The sequence below is a fragment of the Streptomyces sp. IBSBF 2435 genome (assembly GCF_036815005.1).
In the GTDB taxonomy this organism is placed as follows: Bacteria; Actinomycetota; Actinomycetes; order Streptomycetales; family Streptomycetaceae; genus Actinacidiphila.
On record NZ_JAJSYW010000055.1, the window covers coordinates 22,678 to 39,270 of the forward strand.

General features: G+C 71.8%; 11 protein-coding genes and 1 tRNA gene. 5 read left to right on the forward strand and 7 right to left on the reverse strand.

Annotated elements, in window-relative coordinates:
• The first annotated feature begins 59 nt into the window (after positions 1–59).
• Both V7E46_RS13505 and V7E46_RS13510 read left to right on the forward strand, forming a co-directional pair.
• Positions 60–413 (forward strand): chorismate mutase, encoded by a 354-nt coding sequence (locus V7E46_RS13505; protein ID WP_329173427.1) that lies wholly within the window; start codon positions 60–62, stop codon positions 411–413.
• 68 nt (positions 414–481) lie between these two features.
• Positions 482–566, forward strand: a tRNA-Leu gene (locus V7E46_RS13510).
• A gap of 125 nt (positions 567–691) precedes the next feature.
• Here the strand turns inward: V7E46_RS13510 and V7E46_RS13515 are convergent.
• On the reverse strand, positions 692–1,270 hold the full coding sequence (locus tag V7E46_RS13515) for a hypothetical protein (protein ID WP_333768638.1): 579 nt from the start codon (positions 1,268–1,270) through the stop codon (positions 692–694).
• A gap of 748 nt (positions 1,271–2,018) precedes the next feature.
• On the opposite strand from V7E46_RS13515, the gene V7E46_RS13520 reads away from it, so the two are divergent.
• Positions 2,019–3,251, forward strand: coding sequence for a hypothetical protein (locus V7E46_RS13520; protein ID WP_333768639.1), 1,233 nt, complete (start codon positions 2,019–2,021; stop codon positions 3,249–3,251).
• Positions 3,252–3,596: 345 nt separating this feature from the next.
• Here the strand turns inward: V7E46_RS13520 and V7E46_RS13525 are convergent, their stop codons facing one another.
• A complete protein-coding gene (locus V7E46_RS13525; RefSeq protein WP_333768640.1) occupies positions 3,597–5,828 on the reverse strand; it encodes a tetratricopeptide repeat protein in 2,232 nt (743 codons plus the stop codon).
• Between the two features lie 227 nt (positions 5,829–6,055).
• On the opposite strand from V7E46_RS13525, the gene V7E46_RS13530 reads away from it, so the two are divergent.
• Positions 6,056–9,172, forward strand: a complete 3,117-nt coding sequence (locus V7E46_RS13530; protein WP_333768641.1) for an AfsR/SARP family transcriptional regulator — start codon at positions 6,056–6,058, stop codon at positions 9,170–9,172.
• A gap of 411 nt (positions 9,173–9,583) precedes the next feature.
• Here the strand turns inward: V7E46_RS13530 and V7E46_RS13535 are convergent, their stop codons facing one another.
• Both V7E46_RS13535 and V7E46_RS13540 read right to left on the reverse strand, forming a co-directional pair.
• Positions 9,584–10,606 carry a zinc-dependent alcohol dehydrogenase family protein gene (locus V7E46_RS13535; RefSeq protein ID WP_333768642.1) on the reverse strand — a complete coding sequence of 341 codons (1,023 nt, stop codon included), beginning with the start codon at positions 10,604–10,606 and terminating at the stop codon, positions 9,584–9,586.
• A gap of 103 nt (positions 10,607–10,709) precedes the next feature.
• Complete coding sequence (locus V7E46_RS13540) at positions 10,710–12,449, reverse strand: multicopper oxidase family protein (RefSeq protein ID WP_333768643.1); 1,740 nt, start codon at positions 12,447–12,449, stop codon at positions 10,710–10,712.
• Positions 12,450–12,872: 423 nt separating this feature from the next.
• Here V7E46_RS13540 and V7E46_RS13545 point away from each other — a divergent pair, with 423 nt between their 5' ends.
• Positions 12,873–13,919 carry a LacI family DNA-binding transcriptional regulator gene (locus tag V7E46_RS13545; protein ID WP_333768644.1) on the forward strand — a complete coding sequence of 349 codons (1,047 nt, stop codon included), beginning with the start codon at positions 12,873–12,875 and terminating at the stop codon, positions 13,917–13,919.
• A gap of 22 nt (positions 13,920–13,941) precedes the next feature.
• Here the strand turns inward: V7E46_RS13545 and V7E46_RS13550 are convergent, their stop codons facing one another.
• The 3 genes from V7E46_RS13550 to V7E46_RS13560 form a co-directional block, all read right to left on the reverse strand.
• Positions 13,942–14,340 carry a VOC family protein gene (locus tag V7E46_RS13550; protein ID WP_333768645.1) on the reverse strand — a complete coding sequence of 133 codons (399 nt, stop codon included), beginning with the start codon at positions 14,338–14,340 and terminating at the stop codon, positions 13,942–13,944.
• Positions 14,341–14,409: 69 nt separating this feature from the next.
• Positions 14,410–14,871 (reverse strand): SRPBCC family protein, encoded by a 462-nt coding sequence (locus V7E46_RS13555; RefSeq protein WP_333768646.1) that lies wholly within the window; start codon positions 14,869–14,871, stop codon positions 14,410–14,412.
• 142 nt (positions 14,872–15,013) lie between these two features.
• Positions 15,014–16,492: an SDR family NAD(P)-dependent oxidoreductase gene (locus tag V7E46_RS13560; RefSeq protein WP_333768647.1), complete on the reverse strand. Its 1,479-nt coding sequence runs from the start codon at positions 16,490–16,492 to the stop codon at positions 15,014–15,016.
• Positions 16,493–16,593: the final 101 nt, after the last annotated feature.

Sequence of the window (16,593 nt, forward strand, 5' to 3'; positions counted from 1 at the left end):
TAGGGTGATCGGGAATGTGCAGCCGTGCACCACGGACCTATCCAGGATGGCAGACCGAGATGAGCGACCAGCCGACCGCCGAGCGCAATCTGGTGGGTGACGAGCAGGCACTGCAGCGGCTCAGGGACCTGCGCGGCAGCATCGACAACCTGGACGCCGCCCTGGTGCACCTGCTCGCCGAGCGTTTCAAGTGCACCCAGCAGGTCGGCGAACTCAAGGCTGCCCACCACCTGCCGCCCGCCGACCCGGCCCGCGAGGCCGCCCAGATCTCCCGGCTGCGCCGCCTCGCCGAGGACGCCAGGCTCGACCCGGCGTTCGCCGAGAAGTTCCTGAACTTCATCATCGACGAGGTCGTCCGCCACCACCGCGCGATCGCCGCGCGCCCCCGTTCGGGCGGCGGGAATCGCAGGTGAGAAGCACCGCCGATCCTTGGTATCGTGGACCCTGTCACCACGACTTCGCGGTCGCGGCGGCACACCCGGTCCGGGTGGCGGAATGGCAGACGCGCTAGCTTGAGGTGCTAGTGCCCTTTATCGGGCGTGGGGGTTCAAGTCCCCCCTCGGACACCGGCTAAGACCCCACTTCATGTGGGGTTTTCTGCTTTTCCAGGCTGTGCCGTGACCAACCACGGCAAGAGAACCAGCAATGCCCCCGCCGAAAGCGGGAGCATTGCTTTGTTTCATGGCGCGTCTCATCCGCTGAGGGCGTTGGATGGCTGGTCCGGCCAGGGGACTTGGCGGTCTGCCGTGACGGTCGGCCCGAAGCGGTGGAAGCCGGGACGTCCCTGCTCCTGCCACCACCGGAAGGCGGCTTCCACCTCGTCCCACAGCCGCCGGTCTCCCGACTGGTACACGGTGGCGGTCGCGTGACCGTCGCGGAAGACGACCACCGCCCACGACTTGTCGGTAAGGCTGTGGAACCGCACCGGTCGCTTTCCCGCCTGCTTGCGGTCGGGGACATGGGCGCAGTTGGGCACCTGCAAGCCGACTGCGCACGCTTCCACATCCAGGCTGCCGGTCAGGAACTCCGGCTCGGTGATCGTTGTCGTGGACTTGTCCGCATCCCCGGTGGCCCGCGCCGGGACGTAGCTGCTGTGCTCAGCGCGGACCAGGCGGTGCGAGCGCACGCGCATGAAGTTGACCGGCTGGGTGAAGTGCCCGGAGGCGCTGTTGCCGTCTTCGGCCACGACCAGACGTGCCGTTGCCTCGGTGTAGGCGTAGTACGTGCCCCAGGGGGCGACGATCACCCCGCCCGGGGTGGTCTGCTGCACCCACGCGAACAGTCCGGACCGCAGGCGAGGCAGGGTTACCCGTCCCGTCTGACCGATGAACAGGGTCCCTCATCGAGCCGTTGCTGCCGGCGCCGCGGACGGGAGTCAAGGTGGGCGGCGGGAGCAGCCGAGGCTGGCTACTGCCCGCACTTCACCTTCGAAATCAGCGACTTGGAAATATCGGCACGCATGGCGAGTCCTTGTTGCAGTAGACCTCGCTGCTTGCGGAATCTCGCAATTCGCGCCCGACGTGCTCATCCGCGTCATCGGGCATGCTCTGCTCCGTTCTGCTTCGACACCAAAACGGTACCCCCTGTGACCGGCCAGTAGCCACGCTCGACCCTGCGTCGCGCTGACATGCGCGCGTGGGCAGAACCCATAGTCAGACGTGTTGGGGTCGGTGAGCACCCGCCAGGGACCATAGCCCTGCCCGATGTCCGCACGGGACGCGCGAGGGCAAGCAGACTTGCGACCTCCGCCTGGCGGGACGGGGCCGGCCGCCGTCCAGCGCAGCGCCTTCGCACAGAACAGCGTCGGCGCGCGTACGTCGAACGCATCGGAGACCACCGCGGTCAGCTGTGCCATCCGCGCCACGCCGTCCGCCGGACCGGGGTATTCCGGGCTGCGCAAGCTTTCTCCAAGGCTTCGCCAAGGGTTCCGACACCCCGCCGGGACATCCGTCCGTCTGGAGGTTTCCACCGGCCCCGCGAGGGGCCTCACAGGTTCTCGGGGGGATGTCGTGTCCATCATGGAAATCACGAACCATCGAACGACGCGGGGAGGGGACGCCGACCAGTGGAGCACGCTGGCCGGGCACAAGACCGTACTGGTGCCGGTGCACACCGAGGTCTACGGGCACCGGCTGAAGGATCTTCTGCCGCTGCTTCACTCCGACCTTCGGGTCGAGGTCACCTTCACCGTCGCGCCGCACGCCTTCAACAACGGGGTCGCCCGCTTCCTGACGGGACTCGGGGCGAACGTCATGCCGTGGGCCGAGGCAGTACGCACCGACTTCGACCTCGCGATCGCCGCGGGATCGCAGGGCATGGAAAAGCTGCGCGCCCCGCTGGTACGGATCCCCCACGGCGGGGGGCACATGTCACTGGCCCGAGTGCCGTCCGGCGAACAGCGCGGTGACCTGACCGCGGGCGTACGGGAGCCGGGGGGCATCACCGGGCGCGGCTACCTCACCTGGGACGGTGCCGTCGTACCGCGGGCGGTCGCGCTGCCGCATCGCGACGATCTGCGGGCACTGCGGCGCTGGTGCCCCGAGGCGCTTCCGGTCGCCAAGGTCGTCGGCGATCCGACGTACGACCGGATCGCGGCCAGCCTGCCCTTCCGGGACGAGTATCGTGCGGCGATCGGCTTGGCGCCCGGGCAGCAACTGGTGCTCGTGCCCTCGACGTGGGGGCGCCGCTCATCGTTCAACCGCCTGGACGCCCTGCTGCCGCGGCTGTTGGCGGAACTGCCGAGGGACCGCTTCCTCACCGCGCTTCTGGTGCACCCCAACACGTTCTCCCGGCACGGGCGTTACCAGGTCCGGGCTTGGCTTGCCGACTGTCGCAGGGCCGGAGTGACGGTCGTCTCGCCGGACGCCGACTGGCGGGCCATGCTGGTCGCCGCGCACTTCGTGCTGGGCGACTTTGGCTCGGTAACGCTGTACGCGACGATGACCGGTGCGCCCATTGTGCTCGCCCGCTATCCGTACCAGGACGCGAACCCGGCCTCGCCCGGGGTCGCGATGGCACAGACCGCACCCGCGCTCAGCCCGACCCGGCCGCTGGCCGACCAACTGGCCTATGCTGCGGCGGAATACTCGCAGCGGGACTTCCGGCGGATCGCCGGCCGGATATCGTCCGAGCCAGGCCGCTTCGCCCGGAACATGCGCGCGCTGATCTACGAACAGCTCGGCCTCGGCCAGCCGGCCTACCCGCCCACGACCGAGCCGGTCACCCTGTCCGCAAGTGAGGTGGCCCTGTGAGCGGGCAGCTTCTGCCTGACCACGTACGGGTCGACCTGGACGCTGTCTCCTGCGAGGCGTGGCGCGCGTGCGCCGATGTGCTGTACGGCACCGGGAGTCCGCGGTCGGCCGTCCCGCTTCTGCGGCGCTATCCCGGCTGTCTGCTGGTGTCGCTACGGGACGGCCGCGGCTGGTGCGTGACGCTCGCCCGCATCGTAAGGGCGGACAGCGAAGGCGCGTTGGTCTGCGTCCTCCAGGTCCGCACGGGTGTGTTGAGCCGCCGCGACCACGCCCTGCTGGCGTCGAGATTCTACGGTCGGCTGGTCGCGGGCGGCTGCGGTTCTGCCGGGCGGTGGGCGGCGGTGCTCAGGGCGGCGCCGGATCGTGCAGTCGGCCGGTCAGGCGGCGGGCGTCCCGCGGGCTGACCGGGGTGTAGCGGGCCAGGGACTGTTCGTACCAGTCCCTGGCCCGCTGCTGCTGGCCCCGGCTCGCGGCAACCGTCCCCAGGAACTCCAGGACGCGCGCCTGCCAGTGAACCGAACCGCAGGCGGCGAACTCCGCGAGTGCCTGGTGCAGTTCCCGGTCGGCCAAGGCGGTGTGGGCGGCCCCGCCAGCGGCATGGGCCACGCCGAGGAAGGCCAGCGCCCGCGCGGCGTCGTACGGGTCGGGGACGGCCAGCAGGTCGGCGCGGGCCCGGCTGAGCAGGTCAACCGCCTCATGCGGTGCGCCCGCAGTGAGGGCGAGGTCGCCGAGGCACAGCCGGCTCAAAGCCGCGCCCCGGGCGTGGCCGATGGTCTCGCGCAGGTCGAGAGCCTGGCGGAAGAAGGTGGTGGCGCGGTCCGGTCGGCCGGCGAGCTGGTGTGCCTGACCGAGGCCGTGCAGTGCCTGGGCCTCGGCCCGCCGGTCGCCGGTGTCCCGGGCCTGCCGCAGTGCGCGGGTGAACCAGTCGGCGGCCTCTTCGTACTGTCCGGCGTTGCACAGACCCGCGCCGCCGCTGGTCAGCATCTGCATCACCGCGGTGTCGCGCCCGGCGCGGGCCGCGGCGGCCAGGCCGAGCCGGTGCGCCTCGATCCACAGGTCGGCGGGGCGCAAACGGACCCACAACGGCTGCATGCTGTCGACAAGCTGCCATACCTGGTCGTCCCAGCCGCGCCCCACAGCGGTCCGTACCGCCGCCATCAGCGGCAGGCGCTCGGTGTCCAGCCAGGCCATCGCGGAGATCGGGCCGTCGAAAGGCGGCGGGCCCTCTGGGCAACGCAGGTAGCCGCGGGGCATCCGGCGATGGGTCGGCGACAGCAGTGCCTTGGCCTCGGACGCGGTCCACAGATACCAGTCGAGCGCCCCGCGTACGGCGGCGTCCTGGGCGTCGGGGGTGTCCTCGGCCGCGGCACGCTGGGCAGCGTGCAACTGGATCAGGTCGTGGAAACGGAAACGGTCGGGGCCGATCTCTTCGAGCAGGCTGACATCGACCAGTTCGTCGAGCAGGTCCTCCGCCCGCTCCGGGGAGAGCGCGCAGGCCGCCGCGGCGGCGCCCGCACCGAAGTCGGTGACCGGCAGCAGTCCCAACTGCCGGTAGCCGCGCGCGATCTCGGGCGGCAGCGCGCCGTACGACGCGTCGAGCGCGGCCTGCACCGCACGTTCACCCCCGAAACCGAGATGCGCGAGCCGGCCGTCCTCCTGCCTCATCGCTCCGACGAGAGCAGCCAACGGCTGGCGCGGCCGCGCCGCCATCCGGGCGGCCGCCACGCACACCGCGAGCGGTAGCCCGGCGCAGAGCCGGGCGAGATCGGCCGCGGCCGCCCGCTCCCTGGCGACCCGCTCACCGCCGAGGCGGCGGTCGAGCAGTTCCAGAGCGGCGGCGGGATCGAGTATGCCGAGGTGGTGGAAGCCGGCACCGTCCAGTCCGAGCCCGGGCAGCCGGCGCCTGCTGGTCACCGCCACCAGAGCGCCGGGTGCCGCCGGCAGCAGCGGACGGATCTGGGCCACGCTGAAAGCGTTGTCGAGGAAAAGGACGACCCGTAAGTCCGCCGTGACCGTACGCCACAGGGTGGCCTGTTCCGCCGGTTCCGCCGGCGGCTGCTCCACACCCAAGCCGCGTAGGAACCGTCCGAGCACCGCGCTGGGCGGCACGGGTTCGTCGTCGGTGTGGCCTCGCAGATCGGCGTAGAGCTGCCCGTCGGGATACCCGGCGGCCAGCCGGTGCAGCCACGTCGCGATGAGCGCCGTCTTGCCGACGCCGGCCGCACCGGTGACCACGACGAGGGGCGGGGCCATCCCGTGAGCGGTGTCCAGCAGCACGTCGAGGGCGGCCAGGTCCGCGACGCGGTCGGTGAAGTGGGCCGGGGCCGGGATCAGCTGCCGCGGTACGCCGGTCCGCCGGGCGGGCTCCGCGGCTTCGTACCGGTGCTCGTACAGATGAATGCCGCCGCTGACGTGGCGGGCTTGTACGACGGGTCCGGTGATCCGGGCGTCGCCCGCCACCGTGTTGGCTGTTCGGTCGCCCGCGACGGGCTCGGCCGTACGGTCGCCCGCGCCTGAGTCTGCCGGGCCGGCGTCTTCCGCGTCCTCGCCTCGGTCCTGGACCGGCTGCTGGTCCACGCATGTCCTCCCGGTGTGCCCGACGGCACGTCAGCCCGCCCGTCAAAGGTGGCAGAGTTCTCTGTCCTCGACAGACCCGGCAGCCCTTTCCCGACCATGAAAGATCGGCATTGACAAAGTAAGAAAGCTTTCAGCCAATAGCTTCCCACTTTCGAGGGACGCTATTGCCCGTCACTGACGGCATGTCACTCTGGAGCCGCGGGGTGGCCGGCGTGAGGAGCGTGCTGGTGGAGATCGACATCCTGGTGCTTGGCCCGGTGGAATTATGGGTCGGGGGGCGCCTCGAGATGCACGGGGCCGCCAAGGCGACCCACCTGCTGGCCGCTCTCGCGCTGGACGCGGGTCGGTCGGTCCCGCTCGACACCCTGGCCGACCGGCTCTGGGACGACTCACCGCCCGCCAAGCCGCGGGCGTCGCTGTACTCCTACGTCAGGGGCATCCGCGACAAGCTCGGCCGCGAGCGGCTGTCCCAGCTCGCCCACGCCTACCGGCTCGATATCGAGCCGGACGCGGTCGACCAGCACCGTTTCGAGCGGTTCACCACCCAGGCGAGTTCCCTAGCCGCCAGCGGTGACGACGCCCAGGCCCTGGTCCTGCTGCGCAAGGCCGAGTCGCTGTGGCGCGGTCCACCGCTCACCGGCTTCACGGGGCTGTGGACCGAGCAGGTCAGGCTGAGGCTCATCGAGCGGCGGCTGGCGGCGACGGTGCTGCGCGCCGAGATCGAGGTCCGGGGCGGGCAGTACAACCATGCGCTTGAGGATCTGACCGCGCTGTCCGAGCAGTACCCGATGGACGAGACCATCGCCGCGCTGTTCATGACCGCGGCTTACGCCTCCGAACGCCAGACGGCCGCGCTGCGCGCCTACGAATCCATACGCCGGCGACTGCGCGACGAGGGCACAGAGCCGGGCGAGGCCCTGGTCCGTGTCCACCGGGGCATCCTGGACCACGCGCCTGCCGGGGAGTTGCTGGCCCGCCGCTCGCCCGGCCCCGCCCCGCCCGCGCCGTACAACATTCCGGCGCACAGCGGTGTACTGATCGGGCGGGCGGCGGAGTTACAGGCGCTCCGCACGCCGGTGCCGGGAGTCGTCGCCTTCCAGACCGTCACCGGAATGGTGGGGGTGGGCAAGACCCAACTGGCCCTGCACAGCGCGCGCCGACTGGCCAGGCACTATCCATCGGGGCAGATCTATCTGAATCTGCAGGCGCATTCCGGCCGCACACCGATGTCGCCGCAGACCGCCCTGGCCACGCTGCTGAGGCATTTCGGCGTCCCCGCCCAGACGGTGGCGCGCCATCAGGACGACCTCACCACCTTGTGGCGGACCGTGCTCAGCGCTCGCCGGGCCATCGTGGTGCTGGACGACGCGGCGGGACCCGAGCAGCTTCGGCCACTGCTGCCCGGCGACTCGCCGTCGCTGATCATCATCACCAGCCGCCGCCGTCTGACGGGACTGCCCGGCATCCGTCATGTGATGCTCGACGTTCTCTCCCCCGCAGAAGCGGAGAAGCTGTTCACCACTCTCGCGGACGACGGCAGGAACCATGATCCGGCCGACGTGGCCGCGCTGGCCCGGCTCTGCGGCTACCTCCCGCTCGCGCTGGAACTCACCGCGGCCCGCCTCAGGTCGCGCCCCACCTGGACCGTCGCCCACCTGGTCGGACGGCTGTCGCACGGCCCCGGCCGGCTCGCGGAGATCCGCGACGGGCAGCGTGAGATCGGAGCGGCGTTCGCACTGTCCTACGACGCACTTCCGCCCGCGCACCAGCGGGTCTTCCGGCTGCTCAGCCTGAACTTCGGGCCCACGTTCTGCGCGCAGGCCGCTGCGGCGCTCACCGATCTGCCGCTGCCGGAGACCGAACGCATACTCGAATCGCTGCTCGATGCCCATCTGGTCCGCGAGCCCGCTCCCGACCGGTACGACCTCCACGATCTTCTGGCGACCTACGCACGCTCCCTGGTGGACCAGGAACCGGCTACTGAGCGGGACACAGCACTCGACCGGCTGGCCGCCTTCTACCTGTATACGGTGACCGCCGCCGACCACGCGCTCTTCGAGCGGCGCCCACGCCTCGAACTCGGCGTGGCGGACTCCCCCTTCGCACTGCCGGCCTGGACCGGCCACCCCGACGCGAGGACCTGGCTGCGGTTGGAGACCGACGCCGTAGTGGCCGCCGAACTGCACCTGCGTGGCCACGGCAGCCCGCGTCAGGCAGCGTGCTTGGCGCACGCGGCGGCCGGCTTCCTGGACTCCGAGGGGCTGTGGGCGGAGGCCGAACACATGCACACGCAGGCGGTCGACTGGTGGCGGGCGGCGGGCGAACAGTCGGCTGAGGCTCACTCCTTGCTCGCCCTGGCCGCAGTCCAGTCCCAGATCGGCCACTACGAAGCGGCCGACACGACCGCCCGGCGCGCGATGGCGGTCGCTGTCGAAGTCGGCGACACCGCCACGGAGGCGGAGTCGCTGCGGGCACTCGGGCTGCTGAGCTGGGACCTCGGGCGACTCAAGGAGTCGCGCGCACTCCTGAGCGAGGCACTGCGACTGCGGGAATTACTTGGCGATACGTGGCATATCACCAGATGCCGGAACAACCTCGGCATCAGCCTGCTGCACCTTGGCGACCACAGCCGGGCGGGAGAGTGCTTCCGCGAAGCTCTGGCTGGATTTGTCCGGACAAAGGACCCGCGAGGCGAGGCTCAGGCGCTCAATAATCTGGGCGACCTCCACCTGCACTTAGGTGAGATCGAGTTGGCACACACCGCATTCCAGCGGACTCTGGACCTGACTTCTCGGGTCGGCAGCCGCTCCGAGACGGCAATCGCCCAACTCAATCTGGCGAACACACTGCGCATCCCCGAGGATCTGCCGGCGGCGCTCGCAATGCACCGTGAGGCATTGGCGATATTTCGCCATATCGGCGACAAAAGGAATGAGGTCGTCACCCTCAACGCAATCGGCACAGCACTGCACCGCGCGGCGCAGCATGTCGAGTCCGCAGCCCACTACTCGGCTGCCCTGGCATTGGCACGGAACATCGGGGCAGCCCAGGAAGAGATTCAGGCATTACGCGGCCTTGGCCTCACGGAGCTGCATTCGGGACGAATGGCGACATCCAAGGAGCAACTGTCGGCCGCGTTGCGCATTGCGCGCCGGATCAACGCAGAGGAGGAAGAAGCACGTACGCACACTGCACTCGCCGACCTCCACCTCGCCGACGGCCGCCGCGAAGAAGCTGCTTCACATTTGCTTCTGGCATATTCGATCCACTCAAAGTCAAACAAGTGGGAATCCAGGCGCACACGGGACAGGCTGGAAAAACTGCGGGACACACGAAGCCCTTGAAGGAAGGCACTACGCGCGTACTAGCGGACTTTAATAGTTGGCAGTGACTGATCCACATACGGAGTTGCGGTACTCCTGAGGCGCGTGATCAAATGCCGATCTGGTGCCGGCACACCACACCCCCTCAACGATCGCAGCTCCCGACAAAGGAACGTCCGTGCTCGTTTCAGTACCGCCTGCACCATCGCCCGCCGAGGTTTTCACGGCCGCCGCATACCGTTCCACACCTGAAAAGACCGCAGCACCGGTAATTGCCGGCCCCGGGGCACTGGGGGAATTCTCGTATTCCATAACCGTGGCGTACCGCCCGGACCAGTGCATGCCCTCACGGACACGTTCAGCAGCCAGCTGACGTAGCCGTCGCGCGGCTCCGACGTACCGCGTTGCCGTGGGGCTCGGACGGTCCGGGCCTCACGGCAGCAGGACGGCGGCGCCGTTGACGTGGTCGGCGGACAGGGCAGTGAGGGCGCGGTCGGCCTGGGCGAGGGGGTAGCGGGTGACGGTGGCGTGCAGGCCGATGCGGGTGGCGGTCGCGAGGAAGTCGGCGCCGTCCTGGCGGGTGTTCGAGGTCACGCTCCGGAGGTTGCGCTCCTGGAAGAGGTGGCGCTGGTAGTTCAGCGCCGGGATGTCGGTGAGGTGGATGCCGGCCACCGCCAGGGTCCCGCCGCGGTCGAGGGCGGCGAGCGCGACCGGGACCAGGTCGCCGACCGGGGCGAAGAGTACGGCCGCGTCCAGGGGCTCCGGCGGCTCGTCGTAGGCGTCGCGGGCCGAGGACGCGCCCAGCGCCAGTGCCAGGTCGCGGGCGGCAGCCGACCGGGTCAGTACGTGCACGGCGGCGCCCTCCGCCAGTGCGACCTGGGCGGCCAGGTGGGCGGACGCGCCGAAGCCGTAGACACCGAGCCGGCCGCCCGGCTGGAGGTCGCTGCGGCGCAGGGCCCGGTAGCCGATGATGCCCGCGCACAGCAGTGGCGCGAGCTGCGCCGGGTCCGCCGCGCCGGGCAGCGGGTACACGTAGTCGGCCGGCAGCAAAGTGCGCTCGGCGAAACCGCCGTCGGCGTCCCAGCCGGTGTAGACGGAGGCGGGGCACAGATTCTCCCGGCCGAGCCGGCAGTACCGGCACACCCCGCAGGTGCCGCGCAGCCACGCGCCGCCGACCCGGTCGCCGGCCGTGAAGCGGGTTACCCCCTCCCCCGCGGCGAGCACCCGCCCGACGATCTCGTGCCCGGGCACGGTGGCCGGGCGGTGCGGGGCGAGGTCGCCCTCGGCCAGGTGCAGGTCGGTGCGGCACACCCCGCAGGCCTCCACCTCGACCAGCAGCTCACCGGGTCCCGGGGCGCCCACCTCCCGGCGGACGCGTACCAGCGGCCCGCCCGCCATCGGCCCGGGCGTACCGACCGCCCAGCCGCTGATGTCCTGCGCGAGGTCAGGAGTCATACCTCCAGCATGCGACCGGCGCAGGACCCCGGCAATCGGCCCGCCCCCGGCGTGCGAGGCCGGCCGCGTACCCGAGAGGCGACGTGCTCGTGGAGCCGGAGACTCAGCGGGTCAGGCGGTAGCGGGCCATCATGCAGTCGTCCTCGTGGTCGAGGGTGTGGCAGTGCCAGACGTAACCCCGTAGGCGCATGCCGTCCATGGCGGCGAAGGGCGCGTCCGGGTCGAAGCCCAGTTCCGCCGCCGCGGGGAAGCGGACCAGGACCCGGGTCACCATGCCCGGCGGGCAGCCCACCGTGTCCTTGGCGCCCGCCTCCCACGCCAGTGGCGGCTGCGCGGCCCCCAGCAGGTACGGGTCGGCGGACGGCGACCACGCGGTGCCGGGGTTCGGGCGCGGGTTGGCCGCATGGTAGGCCGCCACGTCGAAGCGCTGCCGCTCGACGATGCGCATATGCACCAGGTGCAGGTGCATGGGGTGCGCCTCGGCGGAGGCGTTGACGAACTCCCACACCTCGGCGGTGCCCTGCCGCGGGGTCAGGATCGGCCCGTCGTCGTACCGCAGGTTGTTCATCATCATCCCGGCGGGCGGCCAGCCGTCGGCCAGCGCCGGGGTGAGGGTGACGACCCGGCGCGGCACGCTGCCGGCGGCGGGGAGCGCCGGCAGCGGCGCCGGGCGGCCCGCGCCGCCGCGCAGCCGGGCCGGCGGCGCCGAGGCGAAGCCGCGGACACCGGTACCCACGAAGCGCATGATGTCGGCCAGCGGCACCACACCGGTGGCGGCGACCGTCTCGGGCGACTCCTGCTGGTCGTCGGTCAGGTCCACGTGGTCGCCCGCGGCCAGCGTGCCGAAGTCCACGACGAGGTCGAGGCGTTCGCCGGGCGCGAGGCGTACGGCGGTGGTGCGGGCCGGGGCGTCCAGCAGCCCCGCGTCGTTGCCGACCACCCAGAACGGCATCCGGTTGGTGAAGAACAGCCGGTAGGCGCGGGCGTTGGAGGCGTTGAGCACCCGGAGGCGGTAGCAGCCGCGCGCCACCCGCAGATACGGGGACACCACACCGTTGACCGTCATCACGTCGCCGTACGTCCCACCGTCCCAGTGCCCCTGCGGCATTGTGCGGGTGGTACGGAAGACCAGCGACCCGTCGGCCCCGAAGCGGCGGTCGGCGAGCGTCAGCGGCACCTCGAACTCGCCGCCGGGCAGGCCGAGCGGGTTGTCCGCGGCGCCGGTGTCGTACCGGTCGCGCAGCAGATACATGCCGGCCAGGCCCGCGACCACGTTGAGCCGCGTGATGCCCATCGCGTGGTCGTGGTACCAGAGATGAGCCGCGTCCTGCCCGTTCGGATGGCGGTACGTCAGCTCGGCGCCGGGCCCGAAGGTGTGCTCGGGATGGCCGTCCGCTTCCGGCGGGGTGATCGCGCCGTGCAGGTGCACCGCCGTACGCGGCAGCGTCCTGTCCAGCTCCGAGGCGCCCTCCAGCGTCGGGTCGATGTCGGCGGCGAACAGGTGCCCGGCGCCGAAGCCGTTGCTGAACGTCAGCGACAGCGGCTCGTCGCGCCGCGCCTCGATGGTCGGCCCGAGATACGGCTGCCCGCCGTACGACCAGGTCCGCGCCACTGCGAGGTCGCGGTGGAAGCGGTGGGTGGCCGGGGCCATGGCGATCGTACGGTCCCCGGTCAGCACGGGGGGCACGGGCAGTTCGTCGACGTACGGCGTCAGGCTCGGGGAGGCGAAGGCCAGCGGGGTCTCCGCGCCGGCGGCGGGGAAGGCGTCCAGGCCGGTGAAGGCGCCGAGACCGCCGAGACCGCCGGCTGCGAGCAGGGAGCGGCGGGACGGGCCGTGCGGCATGCGGGCTCCTCTGGGTGGACGCGGGATGACGATAAGCATCCATATGACTCAAAGTCAACGATGTGTGACATGTCGGTCACAGCGGGTCTCGGCGACGGCCTCGGAAGGGCCATGGGGGGGTGCCACGTGCGGTGGCGGACGCCTCATGCTGCGTGTACGGGCCGGTCGCGCTATTCCCCGCGCCCCTCCAGGGGCTGTCCCTGCGCTGCCGCGCCGTCGTGGTCGCCAGCAATATCCCCGCGCCCCTCCAAGGCCTGTCCTTACGCTGTCCCGCCGTCGTGGTCGCGCGCAGTTCCCCGCGCCCCTTGAAAAACGCTTGCCCTCCACCAGGGTGGGCGCCCATCAGGCAACCCCGGAGCGCGTGCGACCGCACCGCGAGGTACGTTCGCGGGGGCGCCGCGCGGCGGCGGAGAGGGGAGTCACGTGGCCGGCACTGACGAGGGCGGCCCCGCGGCGGGCGGGAAGACCCTGGCCGTGATCGCCCAGGAGGCGGGCGTCTCCGTGTCCACCGTGTCGAAAGTGCTGCACAACCGCTCCGACGTGGCCGCCCGCACCCGGGCGAAGGTGCAGCGGCTGCTGGCGCAGCACGGCTATCCGGGCAGGAACGGCCCCGCCGCCACCGCACTGGCCCCCGGCGGCCTCATCGACTTCGTGATCAACGAGCTGGACGGCCCGTGGGCGGTCGAGCTGATCCGGGGCGCCGAGGAGGCGCTGGACGCGGTCGGGATGGGCCTGGTCGTCTCGGCGGCGCACGGCCGCGGCAGCTCGGCCAGGCGCTGGCTGGACTCGCTCGCCGCCCGCCGCACGCTCGGCGCGATCCTGGTCGTGCCGGAGCTGGACCAGGACCAGCACCGGGAGCTGCGCGCCCTCGGTATCCCCTTCGCGCTGATCGCCCCGGTCGACGAGCCGCCCGCCGGGGTGCCGTGGGTGGGCGCGACGAACTGGCCCGGCGGCCTTGCCGCCACCCGGCACCTGGTACGGCTCGGCCACCGCAGGATCGCGGTGATCGGCGGCCCGCCGCACCGGCTGGCCTCCCGCGCCCGGGTGGACGGCTACCGCTCGGCGCTGGAGGAGGCGGGGCTGCCGTTCGACCCCGGCCTGGTCCGCTACGGCGACTTCACCAACGAACCCGCCTACCGCCACGCGCTGGACCTGCTGCGACTGCCGGACCCGCCGACCGCCGTCTTCGCGGGCAGCGACCAGCAGGCGCTGAGCACCTACCGCGCCGCCGCGACGCTGGGCCTGCGGGTCCCGGCGGACGTGAGCGTCGTCGGCTTCGACGACCTGCCCTTCGCGGACTGGGTCACCCCGCGGCTGACGACGGTGCGCACCCCGCTCGCCGAGATGGCCGCGCTCGCCGCCGGGATGGTGCTGCGGCTGCTCGGCGGCGGGCAGCCGGCCGGCACCAGGGTGGAGGTCGCCAGCGAACTGGTCGTACGCGACAGCAGCGGGCCGCCGCCGGCCCGGTGAGTCCCGCCGGCGCCTCGGTGCGTCAGGCCGGCGTCGGGGGGATGTGGAAGATCTCCCACTGGTGGCCGTCGAGGTCGTAGAAGCTGCGGGTGTGCATCGGGCTCGCGTCCTCCGCGGCCTTCGCGCGCTGCGCGCCCGCCGCGATCGCGGCGTCCCCGATCCGGTCGACGTCCTCCGCGGCGTCCTGCGACACGGCGACGATCACCGCGGTCGCCGCCGTCGCGTCCGCGACGTCCTTGGCGGTGAACGACGCGAAGAAGGGCTGCGTCAGCAGCATCACGAAGCTGCTGTCCGAGACGACCATGCAGGCGGCCCGCTCGTCGGTGTACTGCGGGTCGAATCGGAAACCGAGGCTCTGGAAGAAGCCCATGGACCTCTGCAGGTCCTGTACGGGGAGGTTCACGAAGATCTTGCCGGACATGCGTTCCGCCTCTGCTCGGGGTCGTGGTGCTCGGTACTCACCGGGGTGGACCGGTGGGCGGCGCGGAAATCATCGGTTTCCGGCGGCCGAGCGTGACGCGCCGAGCAGCGTGTCCACGACGCGGCCGAACACCAGCCGGCCCGCGTACTGGGTGACCCCGCCGAAGGCGCTCGGCAGCAGCCGCACCCGCAGCTCCTCCTCCCACCGGACGGACGAGCCCGCGCCGTCCGCGCGTACCTCGATCTCGGCCCAGCCGGTGATCACCCGCCCGGTCTTCACCAGCCAGCACCGGCCCGGGTCGCCGTCCGCGGTGGGCGGCTGCCACGCGGCGACGCGCATCGGGTCGTCGAAGGAGGCGCGGCCGAGTCCGGTGCGCGCGACGAAGACCGTGCCGACGCCCGACGGTGGCGGGGTGAGGACGGTGATCCGGGTCAGCGGCACGGTCGCGCCGTGGTCCTCCCACGCGGTCAGCCGCCGCCAGACCTCGGCCGGCGGCAGCTCCGTACGGCGTTCGATCACGAACCTGGACACCCGGCGAGCGTACCGGCGCCGCCCGGGCTTTCCGACGCGGACACTCCCGTAGCCGGAACGCACCTCACGGCGGCGCACGGCCGGCCGCACATGCTCATCGCGGCAGGCACCCGCCCCGGCACCTCACCGCGGCGGGGAACCGTCACCAGGCGGCCGGCGCGTAGTCCTTGAGGAAGCAGCCGTAGAGGTCCTCGCCCTGCTCGCCGCGCACGATCGGGTCGTAGACGCGGGCCGCGCCGTCGACGAGGTCGAGGGGGGCGTGGAAGCCCTCGGCGGCGAGCCGGACCTTGTCGGGGTGCGGGCGCTCGTCGGTGATCCAGCCGGTGTCGACCGCGGTCATCAGGATGCCGTCGGTGTCCAGCATCTCCTGCGCGCTGGTGCGGGTGAGCATGTTGAGCGCGGCTTTGGCCATGTTGGTGTGCGGGTGTCCTGCGCCCTTGTAGCCGCGGGAGAACTGGCCCTCCATGGCGGAGACGTTGACCACGTATTTGCGCCGGGCCGCCGCCGCGGCCATCGCCGGGCGCAGCCTGCTGACCAGCACGAAGGGCGCGGTGACATTGCACAGCTGCACTTCGAGCAGCTCCACCGGGTCGACCTCGCCGACGGTCTGCACCCAGGTGTTGGACGGGTCCAGGTCGGGCACCAGGCCGCCCGCGTCGATGGCGGTGCCGGCCGCGATCCTGGCGAGCGAGGCGGACCCGCTGACCAGGGCGAGGCCGGTCACGTCCTGGGCGGTGAGCGCCTCGCGGCGGGGCGCGGGCAGGGCGGCGGCGGTCTGCGCGCCGCTGCCGAAGGCGCCGAAGACCTCGGTGGGCGGGAGTTCGCCGGCCGGCAGCGGCGCGGCCTCGGCGGCGACCAGCTCGCGGTAGGCGGCCGGGGAACGGCGTACGGTCTGGGCGGCGTTGTTGATCAGGATGTCCAGCGGGCCGTCCGCGGCGACGGAGTCGGCCAGCGCCACCACCTGGGCCGGGTCGCGCAGGTCTATACCGACGATCTTGAGCCGGTGTATCCACTGGCCGCTGTCCGGCATGGCCTTGAAGCGGCGGACCGCGTCGTTGGGGAAGCGGGTGGTCACGGTGGTGTGGGCGCCGTCCCGCAGCAGCCGCAGCGCGATGTACATGCCGATCTTGGCGCGTCCGCCGGTGAGCAGCGCGCGCCGCCCGGCCAGGTCGGTGCGGGCGTCCCTGCGGGCCCGGTTCTCGCGGGCGCAGTCCTGGCACAGCTGGTGGTAGAAGGCGTCGACCTCGACGTAGCGGGTCTTGCAGACATAGCAGGACCTGGGGCGTTCCAGGATGCCGGCGATCTCGGTGCTGACCGAGGCGGCGAGCTGGATGCCCAGCGTCTCGTCGTCGATACGGTCGGCGGCGCCGGTGGCGGTGGCCTCGGTCACGGCCTTGTCGTTGGCGGTCTTGGCGGCCCTGCGCTCCTGGCGGCGGCGCTGCTTGACCATGCGGTAGACCCCGGCGGTGGCGCGGCGCACCGCGATGGCGTCGGGGTGGTCGACGGGCAGCCCGTCGAGTTCGGCGAGCACGGCCAGGCAGACCTCGAGGCGTGCCGGGTCGATGCCGGGCGCGTCCTCCTCGGGTCCGAGGTCGTGATAGTCCTGCGCTGTCGCCGTCATCGCGCCGCTGCTCTCCCTGTCCGCCCGGGTCCGCCGGGGTCCCGGTGCCGCCCGGGTACGCCACCGGGTCTCGGGCCGAACTTTACGTTTGGCCTGCGGGC

Excerpts from the sequence above, each read along its gene's own strand:
- V7E46_RS13505 (WP_329173427.1), top strand. The coding sequence starts at position 60 with ATGAGCGACCAGCCGACCGCCGAGCGCAATCTGGTGGGTGACGAGCAG.
- V7E46_RS13520 (WP_333768639.1), top strand. The coding sequence starts at position 2,019 with ATGGAAATCACGAACCATCGAACGACGCGGGGAGGGGACGCCGACCAG.
- V7E46_RS13535 (WP_333768642.1), bottom strand. The coding sequence starts at position 10,606 with ATGACTCCTGACCTCGCGCAGGACATCAGCGGCTGGGCGGTCGGTACG.
- V7E46_RS13540 (WP_333768643.1), bottom strand. The coding sequence starts at position 12,449 with ATGCCGCACGGCCCGTCCCGCCGCTCCCTGCTCGCAGCCGGCGGTCTC.
- V7E46_RS13550 (WP_333768645.1), bottom strand. The coding sequence starts at position 14,340 with ATGTCCGGCAAGATCTTCGTGAACCTCCCCGTACAGGACCTGCAGAGG.
- V7E46_RS13560 (WP_333768647.1), bottom strand. The coding sequence starts at position 16,492 with ATGACGGCGACAGCGCAGGACTATCACGACCTCGGACCCGAGGAGGAC.